The organism is uncultured Pontibacter sp., assembly GCF_947502515.1.
Taxonomy (GTDB): Bacteria; Bacteroidota; Bacteroidia; order Cytophagales; family Hymenobacteraceae; genus Pontibacter.
Genome location: NZ_CANNAI010000009.1, coordinates 13,684 through 30,708 on the forward strand (window position 1 = coordinate 13,684; position 17,025 = coordinate 30,708).

Here is a 17,025-nt window from a genome sequence, read left to right on the forward strand (position 1 = left end):
CTTTTTATTTCTTAGAACTCTTCAGATGTTTGATTGCTGCCTCCAGGTATAGCGCGTTGTTTTCCTTTTCGTTGTCAGTCAGGCTAAGCTTAATATCAGGCGTGATACTCCTACCGTATACCTTGCCGTTTCTGTCAGTGGCTTTTGTCGTGGTCAGGTTTAGCCAAGCGCCGTCAGACAAGACAAAGGGCTGATTGCTTGTTGTCAGGCCTAGTGTACTGACCCCGATAAGCTTGGTGCGTTGTCTGCCGACAAATGTGATAGCCGCAAATTCCCCTGAAGAGCTGGTGGATTTGCTCACCAGTACTGCAACAGGGAGGTTACGCTTCTTCACCCTATAAGGCTTAGCAATCATGTGCTCCAGGCTATCTGTTAAACCTGTGATAGTGCCGTTTTTGTAAGTTTCGTGTCTAAGGCTACCATCCGCATCGGTATAGCCTATCCAGTTGCCATCGCCTAAAATCGGGAGTAAGCCTGCCATAGTAGGCTCAAAATTACCACCCTGGTTCCTACGCAAATCTATGATCCATCCTTTTGGTTTCTGCGTATCCAGTGCCCTGATAATGCTATGAAGGGAATCTGTGAAGGCAAGTTGTTCTTCATTTAGGAAAGCAGCGAAGCCCGGAATAACGATCATGGCGTATTTGCCTTCCACCATGCGTCCGGATGGCATGGGCAGTTTCTGAGAAGTGGCCTCCTCGTAGCTGTACTTCGACAGCACCTCAATAATCTCGGCACCATACAAGCCACTGTGCCCATCGCCTAAGCGATGGAGTGCTTTTTCAATCACCGGGTAAGTAGCTCTTATTGTTGTAGCACTCTTTGCGTCTTCCAGTGTCTTGGCATAAAGCGTTTCCCAGTCCGTGTTGTGCTTCTTAAGCGAATTATTCTTCATGATATCCAGCGCCTGCACCACGTAGGTCTGGATGGAGTCGGGCAATGCCTGTGCAAAAGAAAGTTGAGCTGAAGCAAGGAAGGCAAGAAGGAGGAGGAACGGCTTTTTCATGGAGCTTGAGGTTCGTTTTATATCAGTTTGCTTGTTTCGTTTAACTGATGCAAACATACTGGCTCCTGAGCGAAGGCAACGACAGCAATACAGCAACTGCCCATATCAATTGACGAACCGGTTTTGGGTTACACGAACAGCTTGCTACACGAGGTATAGCGGTTGGTAAAGTAAATTGGGCAGTTGCTGTATTTTACCCGCGATATTCTGATCAATTCATTTATTTTTAGGGATGCATAAGAAGAAGATCATCCTGTTCCACTGCCTGTTCTGGTTTTTCGATTTCTTCAAAGACACGATTTACGGCTTCCAGTATTACTACTTTTATGATGCCCAGTATACCTTGGCCTCGCTGTACAAAACCACGGCTATTGACTTTGTGCGCACCCTGCTGACAGCAGCGCTGTTTTACCTGAATGCCTTGGTGCTGGTGCCTCGTTTTTTTGGCAAAAGCAGGTATGGCATTTATGCGTTCAGTGTACTGGCCTTGCTGATAGCGTTTACACCAGTGCATTATTTGCTGGAGCTTATCCTTCTTAAATACTTTAACTGGGCTACCTATGGGCGGGAAATCACCATGGTATGGATCTTCCAGAGTGTGCTGAGAGGTAGTTTGATGTACATCCTATTAGGTATAGCCTATGGCTACGTAGTTGATTATTTCAAAACACAGGAGGAGAAAAAGGAGCTGGAGAAAGCAAAACTGACAACAGAGCTGGCTTTTCTGAAATCACAGATCAACCCGCATTTCCTCTTTAATACCATCAACGACATCTACTCACTTACCTACCAAAAATCTGATCAGGCGCCAGAGGCACTGCTCAAACTGTCGGCGCTGCTACGTTACATGCTCCGCGAGAGCGAGGCAGACAAGGTACTCCTCTCAAAGGAAGTAGAATACCTGGAAGATGTGATCGACCTGCAACGCATCGGATTGAAAGGGCATGCTTTCATCGAGTTTGAGAAAAAGGGTCATCTTAACCAAAAGCTGATATCGCCGCTGGTGCTGATTGCCTTTGTGGAGAACGCCTTTAAGCACGGTGTATGCGATGACCCAAACCATCCGATACGTATCAACCTAGCTGTAGAAGGTGATACCCTGCTGTTTAGGGTGCTGAACCGGAAAAACAGGGATCAGAAAGACAGAACAGGAGGTATAGGACTGGTTAATGTCCGGCGTCGGTTGGAGCTGCTATACCCTGCTAGCTATACCCTGGAGATTACAGACGAGCTCCATACCTTTGAAGTGGAACTGGCATTGCAGCTAGATGCCCTGATGCCAGTTAAACATAATGAACACCAAGCTATACCTGCCCTAACTTAGTAAGCCTGACATGAGCAATCAAATGAAAACAATACGCTGCCTTGTGGTAGATGACAAGCCTCTGGCGCTGGACATCCTGACGGATTATATTCGGAAGATCGACTTTTTAGAGCTTGTGGCCAGCACCACCAGTGCTTTGGAGGCGCTGAAGCTTATAGAGCGGGAGCAAATAGACTTGATCTTTTTGGACATCCAGATGCCTGAGCTGACAGGTATACAGGTTATGAAAATCATTGGCGACAAGTGCCGGGTTATTCTCACAACAGCCTACACTGAATACGCGCTGGAAGGCTATGAACACAACGTGGTGGACTATCTGCTCAAACCGATCGCTTTCGATAGGTTTTACAAAGCGGCACAGAAGGCACATCAGCAGCTGAAGGCAAGTCTCCCATCTGTTGCTACTCAGCTTCCGATTCATTCGGGAGAAAGAGCTCTGGATCCGAATAACCGGAATTTTATTTTTGTGAAGACGGAATACAAGATCATGAAGGTGAGGCTGGATGACATTCTGTATGTGGAAGGACTGCAAAACTACGTGTCCATCTATACCCGCCAGGAGCGTATCTTATCGCTCCGGAACATCAAAAAGATGCAAGAACAATTGCCTACGCAGCAGTTTGTGCGGGTTCACAAGTCGTACATCATCTCACTAGATAAAATCGACTCTATTGAGCGGAACCGGATCTTTATTGGCGATGCTGTTATCCCTGTTGGCGACACCTTTAAAGAGAGTTTTATGGAGCTGATTGAAAATGCCAACAAAAGAGTATAGAGAAGGTCCGGTCACTGTTGGAGCAGCTGGAGCATCCTGTCCAGGCCTTCTTTAGGCACATAGGCAGGTATAGGCGCTAGCTCCAGCCATTGCAAGCGCACTTGATTGATCAGCGATAGATCTGGCACAGTAACATGCAGGCGCTGCACCGCTATCAAAGTAGCCACAGCAGTTTTGAGTGTGTTGGCCTTAACCCGGATCGTGTGCTGGCTATACCTTGCCGGATGCAGGTGCACATGCCTTCCTTCTACAATTCCCCATCGAAATACCCACTGGCTTCCATCAGACAAAGAAACCAACTGATATTCGGAGGTGCTGCCTGACAGGTATAGCCGGTAGGCATCTGGCGAAATTGCCTGTTGCAACTGTAGGTATGCAATGGTCTCTGTCGCGATTTGCAGCGTCGATAACTCACCCAGGTATAGGTCGAGCTGTGAGCTACCTATCGTTTTGAGCTGAGCGACAAGTGTTGTCTCCTCTGCGGTTGCCTGCTCCTTTATAAACTCCCGAATATAAGCCAAGTGATGTTTGAGTGGATGGAAGAGGATAGGTGCAGGTATATCCGTGTATCGCATAGCTCTTCTACGCAAAGAGAACTTAGTCGGCAAAATATTTACCATAGCTCAGGCAACCTATCAACCGTCTTTTTAATCTTTATGATGAGTACGGCAAAATAGTCGTGTATTGAGTTTCGTTTTAACTTAAATAAGAGCAAAGGTCGCCAAAGTTTGCCTGCTGAACTGTAATTAGTTGATAGATAAACTATACCTGTCAATCGATATAATGTCGCTGTAGGTATAAGTTTTGGAAAACTTAACACTATATAGAGCACTTTGCAAAGCAATTACTTGTAATTTATTTGCCACCATTTTCGTCTGCCGCCTATGATACAGTTGGAAAATATACACAAATACTATGCGGTGGGGCACAACAAACTGCATGTGCTCAAAGGAATCGACATGCACATAGAAGAGGGGGAACTGGTCTCGATCATGGGTTCTTCCGGCTCCGGCAAATCCACTTTGCTCAACATACTCGGCATTCTCGATGACTATGACAGCGGCAGCTATACCTTGGCCGGCACGCCTATCCGAAACCTGTCGGCTGCGAAGGCGGCTTACTACCGCAATAAGTTTCTGGGCTTTGTGTTTCAGTCATTCAATCTGCTTTCTTTCAAAAACGCGATGGAGAACGTGGCCTTGCCACTTTATTACCAGAACGTAGGCCGCAAACAGCGCAACAAACTGGCACTGGAGTACCTCGACATGGTAGGCCTGAAAGACTGGGCAGAGCACTCCCCCAATGAGATGTCGGGTGGTCAGAAACAACGTGTGGCTATTGCCAGAGCGCTTATTTCGCAGCCCAAACTGATCCTGGCCGACGAACCGACAGGCGCCCTCGATACACAGACTTCCTACGACGTGATGGACATTTTCAAAGATGTAAACAGCAAAGGGATGACGGTGGTGATCGTAACGCACGAAAACGACATTGCTGCCCAGACGCATCGTGTGATTCGGCTCAAAGACGGCCTGATCGTGCACAATGACCATAGCTCAGAAGAAGCCATACTCGCAGCAGAGGCGGTAGCCGCTAAAAGCTAAGCCTGACCACCAGCATTCAATAATTAACAACCAGCAATCCAAAATATGTTTGACCTAGACAAATGGCAGGAGATACTCGGGACGATGCAGAAAAACAAGCTGCGCACGTTCCTGACCGCCTTTGGCGTGTTCTGGGGCATCTTTATGCTGGTGCTTTTGCTAGGCGCTGGCAAGGGGCTGGAGAATGGCGTGTACAACCGTTTTGGGGCTGGAGCCAAGAACAGCATCTACTTGTGGACTGGCAAGACGGCGTTGGCGCACAAAGGCATGTCTCCGGGGCGCGAGATAAAACTGACCAATCAGGATATAACCTCGGTGCACCGTGACGTGGACAATGTGCAGATTCTATCGCCCCGCAATCGGGTGCTGGGCGAGTTCACCATCAACTACAAAACCAAGAACGGCTCTTATCAGGTATTTGGTGCTGAGCCGGGCTTTCTGAAAATAAACGGCGAGATACCCTTCAGAGGTCGCTTGCTCAATGAGATTGACGAGCGCGAGAAGCGCAAAGTCGTTGTGATCGGCGACCAGGTGAGCAAGGTGCTGTTTGGGGAGGGCGATCCGGTGGGGGAGTACGTCAACATTAAGGGTATACACTTTAAGGTAGTCGGCACTTTTAAGATGCGCGGCAATAACAGTAGTCGTCGCGAAGAACGGGCCTACGTGCCTTTCTCGACGCTGCAGGCCGCTTTTAACCAGCCTAACCAAGTACATATGATGGCGCTGGTAGCCGAGCCCGGCGTGAGTGCCAAAGACATGGAAGGCCGCTTGCGCAATTTGCTGGCCGAGCGCCACAAGTTCTCCAGCGAGGACAAAATGGCCATTGGGGTAGAGAATACCGAGGCTGAATTCCTGAAAGTGATGGGGCTCTTTAACGGCATCAAAATATTTGTCTGGATAGTGGGAATAGGTACCCTGATTGCCGGCATCGTGGGCGTGAGCAACATCATGCTGATCATCGTCAAGGAGCGCACCCGCGAGATCGGCGTGCGCAAGGCGCTAGGCGCAACACCCTTCTCCATAGTCAGTCTGATCCTGCAGGAGTCTGTGGTGATAACGGCCTTTTCGGGTTATTTGGGTTTGCTGGCAGGCACAGGTGTGCTCGCAGGTCTGGAATATTTGATGGAGTCATCGGGGGCAGAAGCGCCTTTCTTTGCCAATCCCGAAGTAGATCCAGGTGTAGCGCTGGCGGCCACCTTGGTATTGGTAATCTCTGGAGCTTTAGCCGGTTTAATGCCAGCCTTGAAAGCAGCCAGAATCAAACCGATTGAGGCGCTAAGGGCGGATTAGATCGGTGAGTCAGCGAATGAGTGATTTTCATATTTGACTTACTAAGTGGTTAAATGGAGATAAGACTATAGAATCGGTTATTTATTCATTTAATGGATCATTAATAATCACTGCTTGAAAGGCTTTCAGAATCAATAAATCAATAATCAACAGAACAGCTTTTCATAGAAAACTCACTAATTCAATCAATAAGAAAACAGACAATCACACATTCACTAAATCACTCATTCACTCAATAAAAATATGATCGACATTGATAAATGGACCGAGATTTATAACACCGTAAAGAAGCACAAGCTGCGTACGGCGCTGACGGCTTTTGGGGTGTTCTGGGGCATTTTTATGTTGGTGCTGTTGCTGGGTGCGGGCAAGGGCCTGGAGAAAGGGATTACCTCTGAGTTTAATGTGGCCAAGAATGCCGTGTTTGTGTGGACGCAGCGTACGAGTGTGCCTTACATGGGCCTGAAGGCAGGCCGCTTTATCCAGATGACTAACGATGATATAGACGCCATTCGGACATTTGTGCCAGAGGTGGATGTAATCGCACCGAGTAACCAGGTGCGCGGCAGCTTCTCGGTGGTATACGGCACCAAGAGCTCTTCTTTTACTGTGAATGGCGAAACGCCGGAGGTACTGCAGGTGAAGCCGACAAATGTCATGAGTGGTCGCTTTATTAATCAAAAAGACGTAAATGAGCGCCGCAAAGTGGCAGTGGTGGGCCCGCGTACCCTGGAGCTTTTGTTTGGGGAGGGCGAAGACCCGATTGGCAAGTACATCAGCATCAAAGGCATTTACTTTCAAGTGGTGGGTACTTTCAAGCCGCTCGGTAAAGACGAAGATGTGGTGCAGGATGCGCAGACCATTTTTATACCGAACACCACGTTGCAACAGGCCTTTAACCAGCCTAATCAGGTGAATTTCTTTGCCATGACACCTAAGCCCGGCGTACCGGCCGCGGTGGTGGAGGAAAAAGTAAAAGCCTTGTTAATGAAGCGTCACAAGGTGGCCCCGACGGATCTGAAAGCTTTTGGCTCAGCCAATGTGGAGAAAGAGTTTCAGGATGTGCAGGGGCTGTTTGCAGGTATAGCGGGCTTTAGCTGGCTGGTGAGTATCGGTACCATCATCGCGGGTATCATCGGGGTGGGCAACATCATGCTGATCGTGGTGAAGGAACGAACCAAGGAGATAGGTATACGCAAGGCCCTCGGTGCTACGCCGCTGTCTATCGTAAGCCTGATCATACAGGAATCCATCGTGATCACGGGCTTTGCCGGTTATATAGGTTTGCTGGCTGGGACGGGGCTCATCGCGACCATCGAAGGCTTTATGGTGGACAATAACGTACAGGCTGGCTTCTTCGGTCCGCCGGAGGTGAACCCGACCGTGGCTGTGACCGCGACAATACTACTGGTGGTAGCCGGTGCATTGGCCGGACTTATACCTGCCACCAAAGCGGCCCGAGTGAATCCGGTCGTGGCCCTGCAGGAAGAGTAATTTTAAGCATCGAATAACAAAGAACATAATTGAGTATAGCACTATGAAAAAGGTTTTTATCGGACTGTTCGTGATTGTCATGCTGGCCTTGTCTGTTTGGCTGGGACGGTACTTCTACAACAAGGCCAACACCGACCCGATCGTGTATAAAACGGAAGAGCCATTTGAGGCAGACATCGTGAAAAAGACGGTGGCCACGGGCTCCATTGTGCCACGCAAAGAGGTGGAAGTGAAGTCGCAGGTATCGGGTATTGTGGAAGAGCTGTACGTGGAGGCCGGGCAGATCGTCAAGCAGGGGCAGCTGCTGGCCAAGATCAAGATTGTGCCGAACATCGTGAACGTGAACAATGCCCAGAACACGCTGGAGACCGCCCGCATCAACTTCGAGGAGGCCAAGCGCGAACTGGCCCGCCATGAGCAGCTCTACGAGCAAAAGGTGATTGCCGAACAGGAGTTCCGCCGCTTTAAATCAGACTACGACCTGAAGCGCGAAGCCCTGCAGTCAGCGGAGAGCAATCTGCAGCTGGTGCGTGAAGGTGCATCAAAGCGCAGCGGCCAGGCCTCTAACCTGGTATACTCCACCATCGACGGCATGCTGCTGGACGTGCCGGTGAAAGTGGGTACTTCCATCATTGAGCGCAACAACTTCAACGAGGGCACAACCATCGCTTCGGTAGCCGACATGCGCAGCCTGATCTTTGAGGGCAAAATTGACGAGTCGGAGGTAGGCAAACTGAAAGAAGGTATGGACCTGATGCTGACCATTGGTGCTATTGAAGGCCGCGTGTTCAATGCCGAGCTCGAGTACATCGCTCCGAAAGGCGTGCTGGAAGAAGGCTCTATCAAATTCCCGATCCGTGCGAAGGTGCTGCTCGACGAGAAAGACTTCATCCGGGCAGGGTATAGCGCCAACGCCGACATCGTGCTCGACAAGCGTGAAAACGTAATGGCGGTGAAGGAAAGCCTGCTGAAGTTCGAGAAAGATAAGTCGTTTGTGGAAGTGGAAACTGCTCCGCAGGTGTTTGAGAAACGTGAAGTGAAAACCGGTTTGTCAGACGGGATCAACATTGAAGTGGTGTCCGGCCTGAAGACTTCGGAGAAGGTAAAAGTGCCGGATGCGAACGCTACACAGAATATTTAATTGTTTGTTTAAGGTGAGTAAAAAAAGCGGGTTATACCCGCTTTTTTTATGCGCTCTAATTAAACAGCCACTGCAAGATGAAGTGTGAAGGTAGAAAGATGCAGAGCGGGAAGAACAGCATGGCCAGCGCAAAGTACAGGCCGCTGGGTATAGCTTGCTGCGGTTCATTGCCCGGTCCGAACACCCAGTTCACATTCTCTTTGGGATCGGTGAGGAAATAGCTGAGCGGCAGCACGATCCAGGCCAGTGCCGTCTGGTACCAGATGGCGCGGGTATCATAACCCCACTCGATCAGCAACCAGATCACAATAGCTGGTAGAAAGACGTGAAACAGCGACAGACCTCTCAGAAACAGGCTTTTGTCCGGATGAAACATGTAATCACTCAGGCCTAACAATTCCCTGCCTGTGAGCAGGCGACCAAAATAATCCACATTCCAGACAAGCTCCAACCCCAATACGCCCACGGCCATCATACTCAGCAAAAGGTGGTTCTCTGTCCAGAGCACGATGCCCACTGAGAACAGCGCCACATCCGAGAACCAAAGAAAGTTGCCCGGGCCATAGTGCTTCCAATAAACTGGTACCAATACCAGCAGAAACAAGGTATAGGCGATCGGTAACCAGAGTGGAATGGTCTCAGGAGTCATGATGTAAGGTTCGGTTTCACATTTATACCTCAAAAGACTGGAAAGGATCAGGTATAGCACATTCACCCATCAGGCTTATTCAATGGGCCGCCTTGTACTCCACTAAATATCACGCAACAGTTAACAATTGGCGACAAGACAAGTAAAATAATATAAGGATTTGATTTATAACGATTTGATTTTAAGATTTATGGAATACCAGGATATAAATATCAGGAGAGTAATGTTCTATTGTTTAGTGCTGCTGAGTGGCTTTGCCTATGCCTGCGATGACGAAGATGATATAGATGACATGCTCGAGAGTGAAATAGAATTCACAAACGTAGAGTTGTCCGGTGAAAATGAAGTGCCGGCTGTTGCCACAAGCGGATCAGGTTCACTTACGGCTACCTACGATCGGAGCACCCGAATTCTGACATACAATTTCAGCTGGACACTCGGTGATGCCGGCGACAATACAGTAGGCATTCATTTCCACGGTCCTGCCCTTGCCACCGAGAATGCTCCCGTTGTGATACCGATTGAAAACCACACGAGCAGCTATACTGGCTCCGTAACAGGTACCACCAGGGAGCTTACCCAAACAGAGGAAGAGCAGTTGCTTGACGGCAGGTGGTACCTGAACATCCACAGTAGCACCTATCCGGACGGAGAACTGCGAGGACAGCTACTACGCGGTGAAAACTAGCAGGCAGTATTGCCGGTGAGGATTATGGTCAGCCTGTTTGACAATAAGGCAGGTATAGGTGTACCTTTGTGGCAAATTAGAATACCCTATGCACTTGGCTACTACTGAAGCTACCGTTAAGATACTTGATTTTGAACCCCAATACGCTGGTACGTTCCGGGCCCTCAACGAAGAGTGGATCACTCGCTATTTTGTGATGGAGGATGCCGACCATAAGTCTCTTGGCAATCCGCAAAGCTACATTATAGACAAGGGAGGCTTTATTTTGATGGCGAGCCACCAGGGCGAGATTGTAGGGACTTGTGCGCTGATCAACGATGGCGATGGTGTATACGAACTGGCTAAAATGGCGGTGACACCCAAGGCGCAGGGACTGAAGATCGGAAAACTCTTAGGAGAGGCGGCTATACGGAAGGCCCGCGAAGTTGGAGCCCGCATGGTATACCTGGTGTCAAACAGGAGACTTGAGACAGCGCTGAACCTGTACCGCCGGCTTGGATTCGTGGAAGTGCCGATGCCGCCCAGCATCTACGAGCGTGCGGACATCAAAATGGAATTGCCTCTTTAAAAATCTGTAGGAGTAGCTTAGGTATAAGCCTGCGGCAGGTATAGCTGCTTTAAATCAGGCTTGTTTGGCGGTTTGAGTCCTGCCTGGCGACGCCCACTGTCATCCAGCAGCCTTTGTACATACCTTTTCGCTGCTTTGCCAATATGAACAGGTAGGGAACTTGCTCTCCACTTGCGCCCTTGATAACGACAAGCTGGTAAGCCGTGTCATCGGTTATCACCATTTTGCCGGTTTTGTATGAAACAAAGTTGAGCATGGGGCTATAGGCAGGGTCACGCACCATCATCCGGAAATGATTGAGTGGTCCTAAACTTACCCGACTGGTTGGCGATGAGAAATTAAAAACTGTGATAATGCCGCTGTCGGTGATATCGTTTCGCTGCAGGGCGTGTAGCTGTATTTTGATAACCTGACGAGGAGAAAGTGTCTTAGAGGGCTTCAGAAAGCGGGCTTTTGAGTTCATGACCGTCCTGGCTTCGTCCGAGGTGTAGCGTACATGGTCTTCCGCATTCATCTCGGGCATAGCCGGAAACTGCACCCACAGTAATACCAGCAAAATAACCCCTACACCGAGCAGGAGTTTGTCGTACATATTTTCAAACCCTCTCATATTAAATATGTACTTTATATAGAGCTAATAAGTTGTTAATAAATCATTTTGCCATGTAAACAGCTCTTTTTTAAGGGTAAATGGCTTGCGGGACATATAAAATTGAGAAGATTGCGTATAAGAGTTGGATTTTTCCTGTATGAACCATTTTCTGACACATCTTTTTCAATCTACACGCGGCTGGCTTGCCAGGCAGCCGCTGGTGCAGCAGCTGTTTCATCGGTTTCCCGGACTTTCCCGCTTTCTGCTCCGCCGCTTCGACACTACCACTTTCATTGGCTTACCCCTGACCATCCTGTTGCTGGTTATAGCGGTCAATGCGGCGTTGCTCTCACAACTAACCGAAGATGTGGTGGAGTCGGAGGGAGTGGTGCACCTTGACAAAGCCTTTACAGCGTTTCTTTACAGCATGCGCAGCGAGTGGCTGAGCCATACCTTTTATGCATTTACCCAACTAGGTACACGGGAGGCAGTCTTTGCCGTCGGGGGTCTGGCTACGATTGTATTCCTATACAACCGGCGCTACACAGCGGTATTGGCTTTCTGGCTTACCATGGCCGGGGTGGGGCTATCGGTGCAGTATGGCAAGAAGTTTATCAGCCGCGATCGCCCTACTGAGGTGGCTTTCTATCCGGAGCATAACTTTTCTTTCCCGAGCGGACATGCCACCACAAGTATGGCGCTGTGGGGCATACTAGCCTACTTTGGCTACCGCCACCTGCACCAGCGGCGCTTGCGCAACGCAGTGCTGTCCGGAGCAGGAGCTTTGATCTTACTAGTAGGGTTCAGCAGGATTTACTTAGGGGTGCACTTCCTGTCGGATGTGTTGGCGGGCTTTCTGCTAGGGGCCATGTGGGTGCTCTTAGGGATAAGCATCGTGGAGGTGATGAGTTACCTCAGGACCCGCAAAAAGCTTCGGACCTCCACCTAAATATAGTCTGCGTGCTATCTCTTGTGCCGTCTTCTGCGTACAACACCTGACGCATACCCACTGTTATGAACTACAGCACCCTGACGAGGCTGAGCTCTCTGGCCCTTTTGCTTTACCTGTTGCTGACAGCAACTACTGCCCGCGCCTATGGCGTGCTCACGCACCAGGCCATTATTGATGCCGCCTGGAAGGACTCTATTAAGCCTCTGCTGCGCAAGCGTTTTCCCAATGCCACCGACGAAGACCTGCAGAAAGCCCACGCGCATGCCTATGGAGGCTCCATTGTGCAGGATATGGGCTATTTCCCCTTTGGGAACACATTCTTCACAGACCTGACCCACTACGTGCGCAGTGGCGCTTTTGTCGAGAATCTTATAAAGTCGGCTACTACTATAGAAGAGTACGGTTTCGCGCTGGGAGCGCTGTCGCATTACAATGCTGACATACACGGGCATCCGCTGGGCACGAACAAGGCAGTGGCACTGGTATATCCGAAGGTAAAAGCTGAGCATGGGCAGGAGGTGACCTACGCCGAAGATCCTGCATCGCATATCAAAACTGAGTTTGGGTTTGATGTGTTGCAGGTAGCCCGGGGCAACTATGCACCCGACGAATACCAGTCATTCATTGGATTTAAAGTTTCAAAAGAACTGCTGGAGCGTGCCTTCCTGGAAACGTATGGGCTTGAGCTGAACGATGTTTTTATGAACGTGCCACTGGCGATCGGGACTTACCGCTATACCATCCGTGGCCTGATACCCGATTTGACCAAAGCAGCCTGGCAGGCCAAGAAAGGTGACATACAGGAAGCCAGACCGGGCATAACCCGCCGCAAGTTTCATTACCATATGAAGCGGTCTGATTTCAACCAGGCCTGGGGTACAGATTACGAACGGCCCAACATTTTCGCCCGTTTCATTGCCTGGGTCATCAAAGTGCTTCCCAAAGTAGGACCTTTCCGTACACTCGCCTTTAAACCGCCTACACCTGAGGCCGAGGAAATTTTCTACCACAGCTTTAACACCACTGTCGAAAATTACACAAAGCTTATAAAGCAACTCAGGCAGCAGGGCCAGCTTAAACTCGACAATATGCAGCTCGATACAGGAGAGCCAACAAAGCCTGGCGGCTACAAGCTCACGGACGACACGTATGCTGAGCTATTGCAAAAACTTGCTAAGACTGAATTCAAGCAAACAAGTCCTGCCCTGCGACAGGATATCCTCCAGTTTTACCAACCCCGAAAAGCGATGCAGGAAGTAGAGGAGGACGAGCGTCCTGAATTAAAAGAAGCCCTCCTGAAACTAAGAGCGCATCAGTTATAGAGCATAAGCAGCTCCAGGCGTGTAGCTATAGCCCATGACGCAACGAGCTCAGAAATCTGCTGCCCTTGGTCACTCGCCTGGACGCCGACGAGCATATATGATTATAGCGGGCCGGACTTGTGCGCATTAGAGAATATGAGAGGCAATTGCAACCCTGCACCCCAAAAACCGATACATATAAGTCTGATACCCTGTCTGAACAGTCTACGTGCAGTTGTATGCCAGGGTATATATGTGTTTAATTAAAAGAAACTTACCTATGGAAAACAAAACGAATAAGAATTCGCAATCGAATCAGAATCCAACAGCTCAGAGCAGCTCACAATCAAATACTTCGAATATGGGCTCAAGCCAGTCATCAGCTTCAAACGCTATCAGTGGCAACCAGTCTTCTGCCAGAAACTCATCTGGAAATAGCCAGTCGGCTTCTTCAGGCAAGTCGAATTGGAAAGATACATTCAAGAAAGAGAACCTGGACAACCTGACAGGCAAGCTGCAGGAGTTTGGCAACAGCACCATGAACAAAGTGAACGGGCTGAGCACTACTCAAAAGGTAGTAGGCGGCTCTTTGCTGGCACTGGGTGCAGGCTGGGTGGCCATGAACTCGATGAACAAAAATAAATCAGGTAAAATGGGCTCTAAAATAGCGAGCGCCCAGGAGAAGCTGAAGAAAAACCTGAACAAGAATCTGGGAAGCAATAGATAATTGTTCCAGCTACAAAACTATATGGCAAAAAGCCGGGTAATCAGCCCGGCTTTTTGTTTCGTATAGGTATAGCAGACACGCAAATCTTGCGTATAGCAACAAAACTGACCTTAATAACTCTATGAAGAAGCGAATACTATGGAAGTAAGTAAAGCACTGGTAAGCGGACTGGCAGGGGCCGTTGCCATAACAATCGCACATGAAACCCTGCGCCGGCTCGTACCTGAAGCACCCCGTATGGACGTACTCGGTATGCGGGCCATTTCCAAAACAATGAAGAAAGCAGGGGCGCAACCACCTGAAAGCAGTTCCCTGCGGGCCTGGGCCATGTTAGGTGATATCGTCTCCAATTCTATCTACTACAGCTTTGCCGGCGTTGGTAAAGATGCCTGGCTGCGTGGCGGTCTGCTAGGAGCCGGAGCCGGAGCGGGCGCCGTACTGCTGCCCGGGCCCATGGGATTAGGCACTGACCCGAGCAATCGCACCAACAGCACCCGTGTGATGACTGTGGGGCTATACCTGATGGGAGGCCTGGTAGCCGCCGCCGTGGGCAGCGCACTCGCCTGCGATGATGATTGCTGATAGCTACTATTCGGATTTTATGTTGTGCTCTGTAATTGTGACTGGTTTACTCAAGTAAATTGGCGCAGGTACAGAGCACTTCTCTTTGAGGAGTTACGTGCTGATAGTCGGGTAAGGTATACTCTTTCATATACACCACCTGCAGTTCTTTTATAGGGTTGCCTGGGTGCGCCTCGTTCCAGCGGCGCACCAGGTAGTTGCAGTAGTAGGGCCTCAGAAACGCATAATGCACAAACAAGTAGTTTTCGGAGTACTTGCGCCAGCGATCATTTTTAAACATGCTCACAACAGAGGCCGGCTTGGCATAGTCTGCTTCTTTCCCTTCACGGTTCAGGTCGATTAACTGACCACGCTCTGTATGACCCTCCAATACATACCAGCCGTCGTCCTTGAAAACAGCGGGTGCAAACATGCCCCAGCGTTGGTCTACACGTAGTAAGTTGCCAAACCAGGTTGTTGAGTCGGGCATAGCGGGTACCCGCGCAGTAGCTCCTGACAGATTCCACCAGATGCAGTAGATCAGCACAAAAGTCACGAAGCCTTCCCGGGCGTGCCGCAGCTGGTTTTTAGTAAGCAGCGGCTTTTGCAGGCTGATCTGTAGCCTTAGCTGAGCCGGGCTTCTAAAACCTTTGAATATGCGCTGAAACTGGCCTGATAATGGTCTCCTGAAAGATGTGAGTAGTTTTCTCTCCGCCCAATTCATGGCCTGAGGAGGAAGGAGACCAGAAATTGAGGCAATGTTAATGAGGTAGAACAAGCCTACAAACAATGTCAGGCTGATGCCGATATGAAACATAAACAACACCCCCACCACAATGAGCCGCCATACGTGATTATAAAAAGGAATCAGCAGGAGGAAGGGCAGCAGCAACTCGGTATACCAGGTCGTGAGCGTCAGGAACCGGAGCAGATCAGGGTATGGGTAGATGAGTCTGCCTACTGGCATCAGGATCTGGTCGAGACTCAGGGCATAGTAAAGTGCGGTGCCATCCAGGTTCCATTCCGGTGAACTTTTGAGCAATGCGGTGCAGAAGTATACCAGGAAGATCTGTAGGATATAAGCAGCTGTAGCCGCGCTAAAGTAAGTAGTTTGGAGTGGTTCCGGTTTTTGGGCTTTGGCTGCATCGTAGCTGTAGAATTTTCCCCATGGCAGAAACATCCCCCAAAAGAGCAGCATACGCAGCAGGTCATCGCCTCCCTGTGCAATGAAGGTATTCCGGTTTTGGAGCGATACAAGCAGAATCCAGCTGACAATAGTAGCGGTGCGGGTCTTGTAGCCGAGCAGAAGGAAAATAGCGAACACGGCTGCGATCAGGAAAAGCACGACCTGCACTTGCCAAAGTCCGCTTAGGGTATGGAAGGAAAAGTGGTACGGATGCCAGCCAAATTGATGCAGTACATGCAAGGGCAGTACGCCCATGTTGGAATAGTGCGCTTCGAGGTCTGTTGCACGTATAGCGAGGTCGGTTAAGATAATACCGGCTACCCATATGCGCATGACTGCCAGGGCCCGAAGGTCAACTGTAAAAACACGTCGCAGGTATTGCTGCAGCTGATGCATGTTTTAATAAGGGGTGTAGTTTAAAAACAAAAAGGCAAAACCCGGTCTGGTGCTTGCCTTTTTGCTTATAGATACCTGAGTATAATTCCTATCTAGGAGAAGTACCCATAGTAGTTGTTCCAGTTGTAGTACCGGTTGTTGTTCCGGTCGTGGTACCAGTCGTTGTGCCGGTAGTCGTACCAGTTGTAGTGCCAGTTGTGGTGCCGGTTGTAGTTCCCGTAGTAGTACCAGTGGTCGTGCCTGTAGTAGTTCCGGTAGTTGTACCTGTTGTGGTACCTGTAGTAGTACCTGTAGTTGTTCCGGTCGTAGTGCCTGTTGTTGTTCCGGTTGTGGTACCAGTCGTAGTTCCAGTGGTTGTACCTGTTGTAGTGCCAGTTGTTGTACCCGTAGTAGTACCGGTCGTGGTTCCAGTGGTCGTTCCGGTAGTTGTACCTGTGGTAGTTCCCGTAGTAGTACCGGTTGTGGTTCCCGTAGTAGTACCAGTTGTGGTTCCCGTAGTAGTACCAGTTGTGGTTCCCGTAGTCGAACCAGTTGTTGTACCATACACATCGGTATCTGTTGAATCAGTACCGGTAGTCGTTGTGTCTGCACACCCTGTCATTACCGTCGCTGCTACAAATGAAAGAGCGAGAATGTTTACAAATGTCTTTTTCATAGTCCTTATTGTTTGTAATACTGTAAAAATTAGATTTCAGTATCCTGTTTACGGAACTATGGCTATTTGGATAGTTTTTTTGTGGAAATACACTAGCCAAATCCTGTTTTGATGCT

At 49.4% G+C, this 17,025-nt stretch carries 18 protein-coding genes; 12 read left to right on the forward strand and 6 right to left on the reverse strand.

The features are described from left to right. Positions 1-4: 4 nt before the first annotated feature. Entirely contained in the window at positions 5-1,006 is a 1,002-nt protein-coding gene (locus tag Q1A54_RS18410) for a S41 family peptidase (protein ID WP_299991035.1), read from the reverse strand. 232 nt (positions 1,007-1,238) lie between these two features. Between Q1A54_RS18410 and Q1A54_RS18415 the strand changes: the two genes are divergently transcribed. Both Q1A54_RS18415 and Q1A54_RS18420 read left to right on the forward strand, forming a co-directional pair. Continuing rightward, complete coding sequence (locus Q1A54_RS18415) at positions 1,239-2,330, forward strand: histidine kinase (protein WP_299991037.1); 1,092 nt, start codon at positions 1,239-1,241, stop codon at positions 2,328-2,330. Between the two features lie 22 nt (positions 2,331-2,352). Then, on the forward strand, positions 2,353-3,105 hold the full coding sequence (locus Q1A54_RS18420) for a LytTR family DNA-binding domain-containing protein (protein ID WP_299991039.1): 753 nt from the start codon (positions 2,353-2,355) through the stop codon (positions 3,103-3,105). An 11-nt stretch (positions 3,106-3,116) separates the two neighbouring features. Here the strand turns inward: Q1A54_RS18420 and Q1A54_RS18425 are convergent, their stop codons facing one another. Continuing rightward, on the reverse strand, positions 3,117-3,680 hold the full coding sequence (locus Q1A54_RS18425; protein ID WP_299991041.1) for a hypothetical protein: 564 nt from the start codon (positions 3,678-3,680) through the stop codon (positions 3,117-3,119). Positions 3,681-3,989: 309 nt separating this feature from the next. On the opposite strand from Q1A54_RS18425, the gene Q1A54_RS18430 reads away from it, so the two are divergent. The 4 genes from Q1A54_RS18430 (at position 3,990) to Q1A54_RS18445 (ending at position 8,634) form a co-directional block, all read left to right on the forward strand. Then, a complete protein-coding gene (locus Q1A54_RS18430) occupies positions 3,990-4,709 on the forward strand; it encodes an ABC transporter ATP-binding protein (protein ID WP_299991043.1) in 720 nt (239 codons plus the stop codon). A 45-nt stretch (positions 4,710-4,754) separates the two neighbouring features. Further along, complete coding sequence (locus Q1A54_RS18435; protein WP_299991045.1) at positions 4,755-5,999, forward strand: ABC transporter permease; 1,245 nt, start codon at positions 4,755-4,757, stop codon at positions 5,997-5,999. A 243-nt stretch (positions 6,000-6,242) separates the two neighbouring features. Continuing rightward, positions 6,243-7,493: an ABC transporter permease gene (locus tag Q1A54_RS18440; protein WP_196120795.1), complete on the forward strand. Its 1,251-nt coding sequence runs from the start codon at positions 6,243-6,245 to the stop codon at positions 7,491-7,493. A 43-nt stretch (positions 7,494-7,536) separates the two neighbouring features. Beyond that, complete coding sequence (locus tag Q1A54_RS18445; protein WP_196120794.1) at positions 7,537-8,634, forward strand: efflux RND transporter periplasmic adaptor subunit; 1,098 nt, start codon at positions 7,537-7,539, stop codon at positions 8,632-8,634. Positions 8,635-8,689: 55 nt separating this feature from the next. Here the strand turns inward: Q1A54_RS18445 and Q1A54_RS18450 are convergent, their stop codons facing one another. Further along, complete coding sequence (locus tag Q1A54_RS18450; RefSeq protein WP_299991049.1) at positions 8,690-9,283, reverse strand: membrane-associated protein; 594 nt, start codon at positions 9,281-9,283, stop codon at positions 8,690-8,692. A gap of 190 nt (positions 9,284-9,473) precedes the next feature. On the opposite strand from Q1A54_RS18450, the gene Q1A54_RS18455 reads away from it, so the two are divergent. Then, positions 9,474-9,971, forward strand: a complete 498-nt coding sequence (locus Q1A54_RS18455) for a CHRD domain-containing protein (RefSeq protein ID WP_299991051.1) — start codon at positions 9,474-9,476, stop codon at positions 9,969-9,971. Between the two features lie 88 nt (positions 9,972-10,059). Further along, on the forward strand, positions 10,060-10,539 hold the full coding sequence (locus Q1A54_RS18460) for a GNAT family N-acetyltransferase (RefSeq protein WP_299991053.1): 480 nt from the start codon (positions 10,060-10,062) through the stop codon (positions 10,537-10,539). A gap of 49 nt (positions 10,540-10,588) precedes the next feature. Here Q1A54_RS18460 and Q1A54_RS18465 read toward each other — a convergent pair whose 3' ends face one another. Beyond that, entirely contained in the window at positions 10,589-11,131 is a 543-nt protein-coding gene (locus Q1A54_RS18465) for a DUF4864 domain-containing protein (RefSeq protein WP_299991055.1), read from the reverse strand. 157 nt (positions 11,132-11,288) lie between these two features. Between Q1A54_RS18465 and Q1A54_RS18470 the strand changes: the two genes are divergently transcribed. The 4 genes from Q1A54_RS18470 to Q1A54_RS18485 all read left to right on the forward strand — a co-directional run bounded on the left by Q1A54_RS18470 (position 11,289) and on the right by Q1A54_RS18485 (position 14,693). Further along, positions 11,289-12,080: a phosphatase PAP2 family protein gene (locus tag Q1A54_RS18470; RefSeq protein ID WP_299991057.1), complete on the forward strand. Its 792-nt coding sequence runs from the start codon at positions 11,289-11,291 to the stop codon at positions 12,078-12,080. 65 nt (positions 12,081-12,145) lie between these two features. After that, the gene (locus Q1A54_RS18475; protein WP_299991060.1) at positions 12,146-13,405 is read left to right on the forward strand and encodes a zinc dependent phospholipase C family protein; all 1,260 of its coding nucleotides are present in this window, start codon (positions 12,146-12,148) and stop codon (positions 13,403-13,405) included. Positions 13,406-13,664: 259 nt separating this feature from the next. Further along, positions 13,665-14,111 carry a hypothetical protein gene (locus Q1A54_RS18480; RefSeq protein ID WP_143732152.1) on the forward strand — a complete coding sequence of 149 codons (447 nt, stop codon included), beginning with the start codon at positions 13,665-13,667 and terminating at the stop codon, positions 14,109-14,111. A gap of 138 nt (positions 14,112-14,249) precedes the next feature. Continuing rightward, the gene (locus Q1A54_RS18485; RefSeq protein WP_299991066.1) at positions 14,250-14,693 is read left to right on the forward strand and encodes a hypothetical protein; all 444 of its coding nucleotides are present in this window, start codon (positions 14,250-14,252) and stop codon (positions 14,691-14,693) included. Positions 14,694-14,739: 46 nt separating this feature from the next. Here Q1A54_RS18485 and Q1A54_RS18490 read toward each other — a convergent pair whose 3' ends face one another. Both Q1A54_RS18490 and Q1A54_RS18495 read right to left on the reverse strand, forming a co-directional pair. Next, positions 14,740-16,254: an HTTM domain-containing protein gene (locus Q1A54_RS18490; protein ID WP_299991069.1), complete on the reverse strand. Its 1,515-nt coding sequence runs from the start codon at positions 16,252-16,254 to the stop codon at positions 14,740-14,742. An 88-nt stretch (positions 16,255-16,342) separates the two neighbouring features. Continuing rightward, complete coding sequence (locus Q1A54_RS18495) at positions 16,343-16,909, reverse strand: hypothetical protein (RefSeq protein ID WP_299991072.1); 567 nt, start codon at positions 16,907-16,909, stop codon at positions 16,343-16,345. Positions 16,910-17,025: the final 116 nt, after the last annotated feature.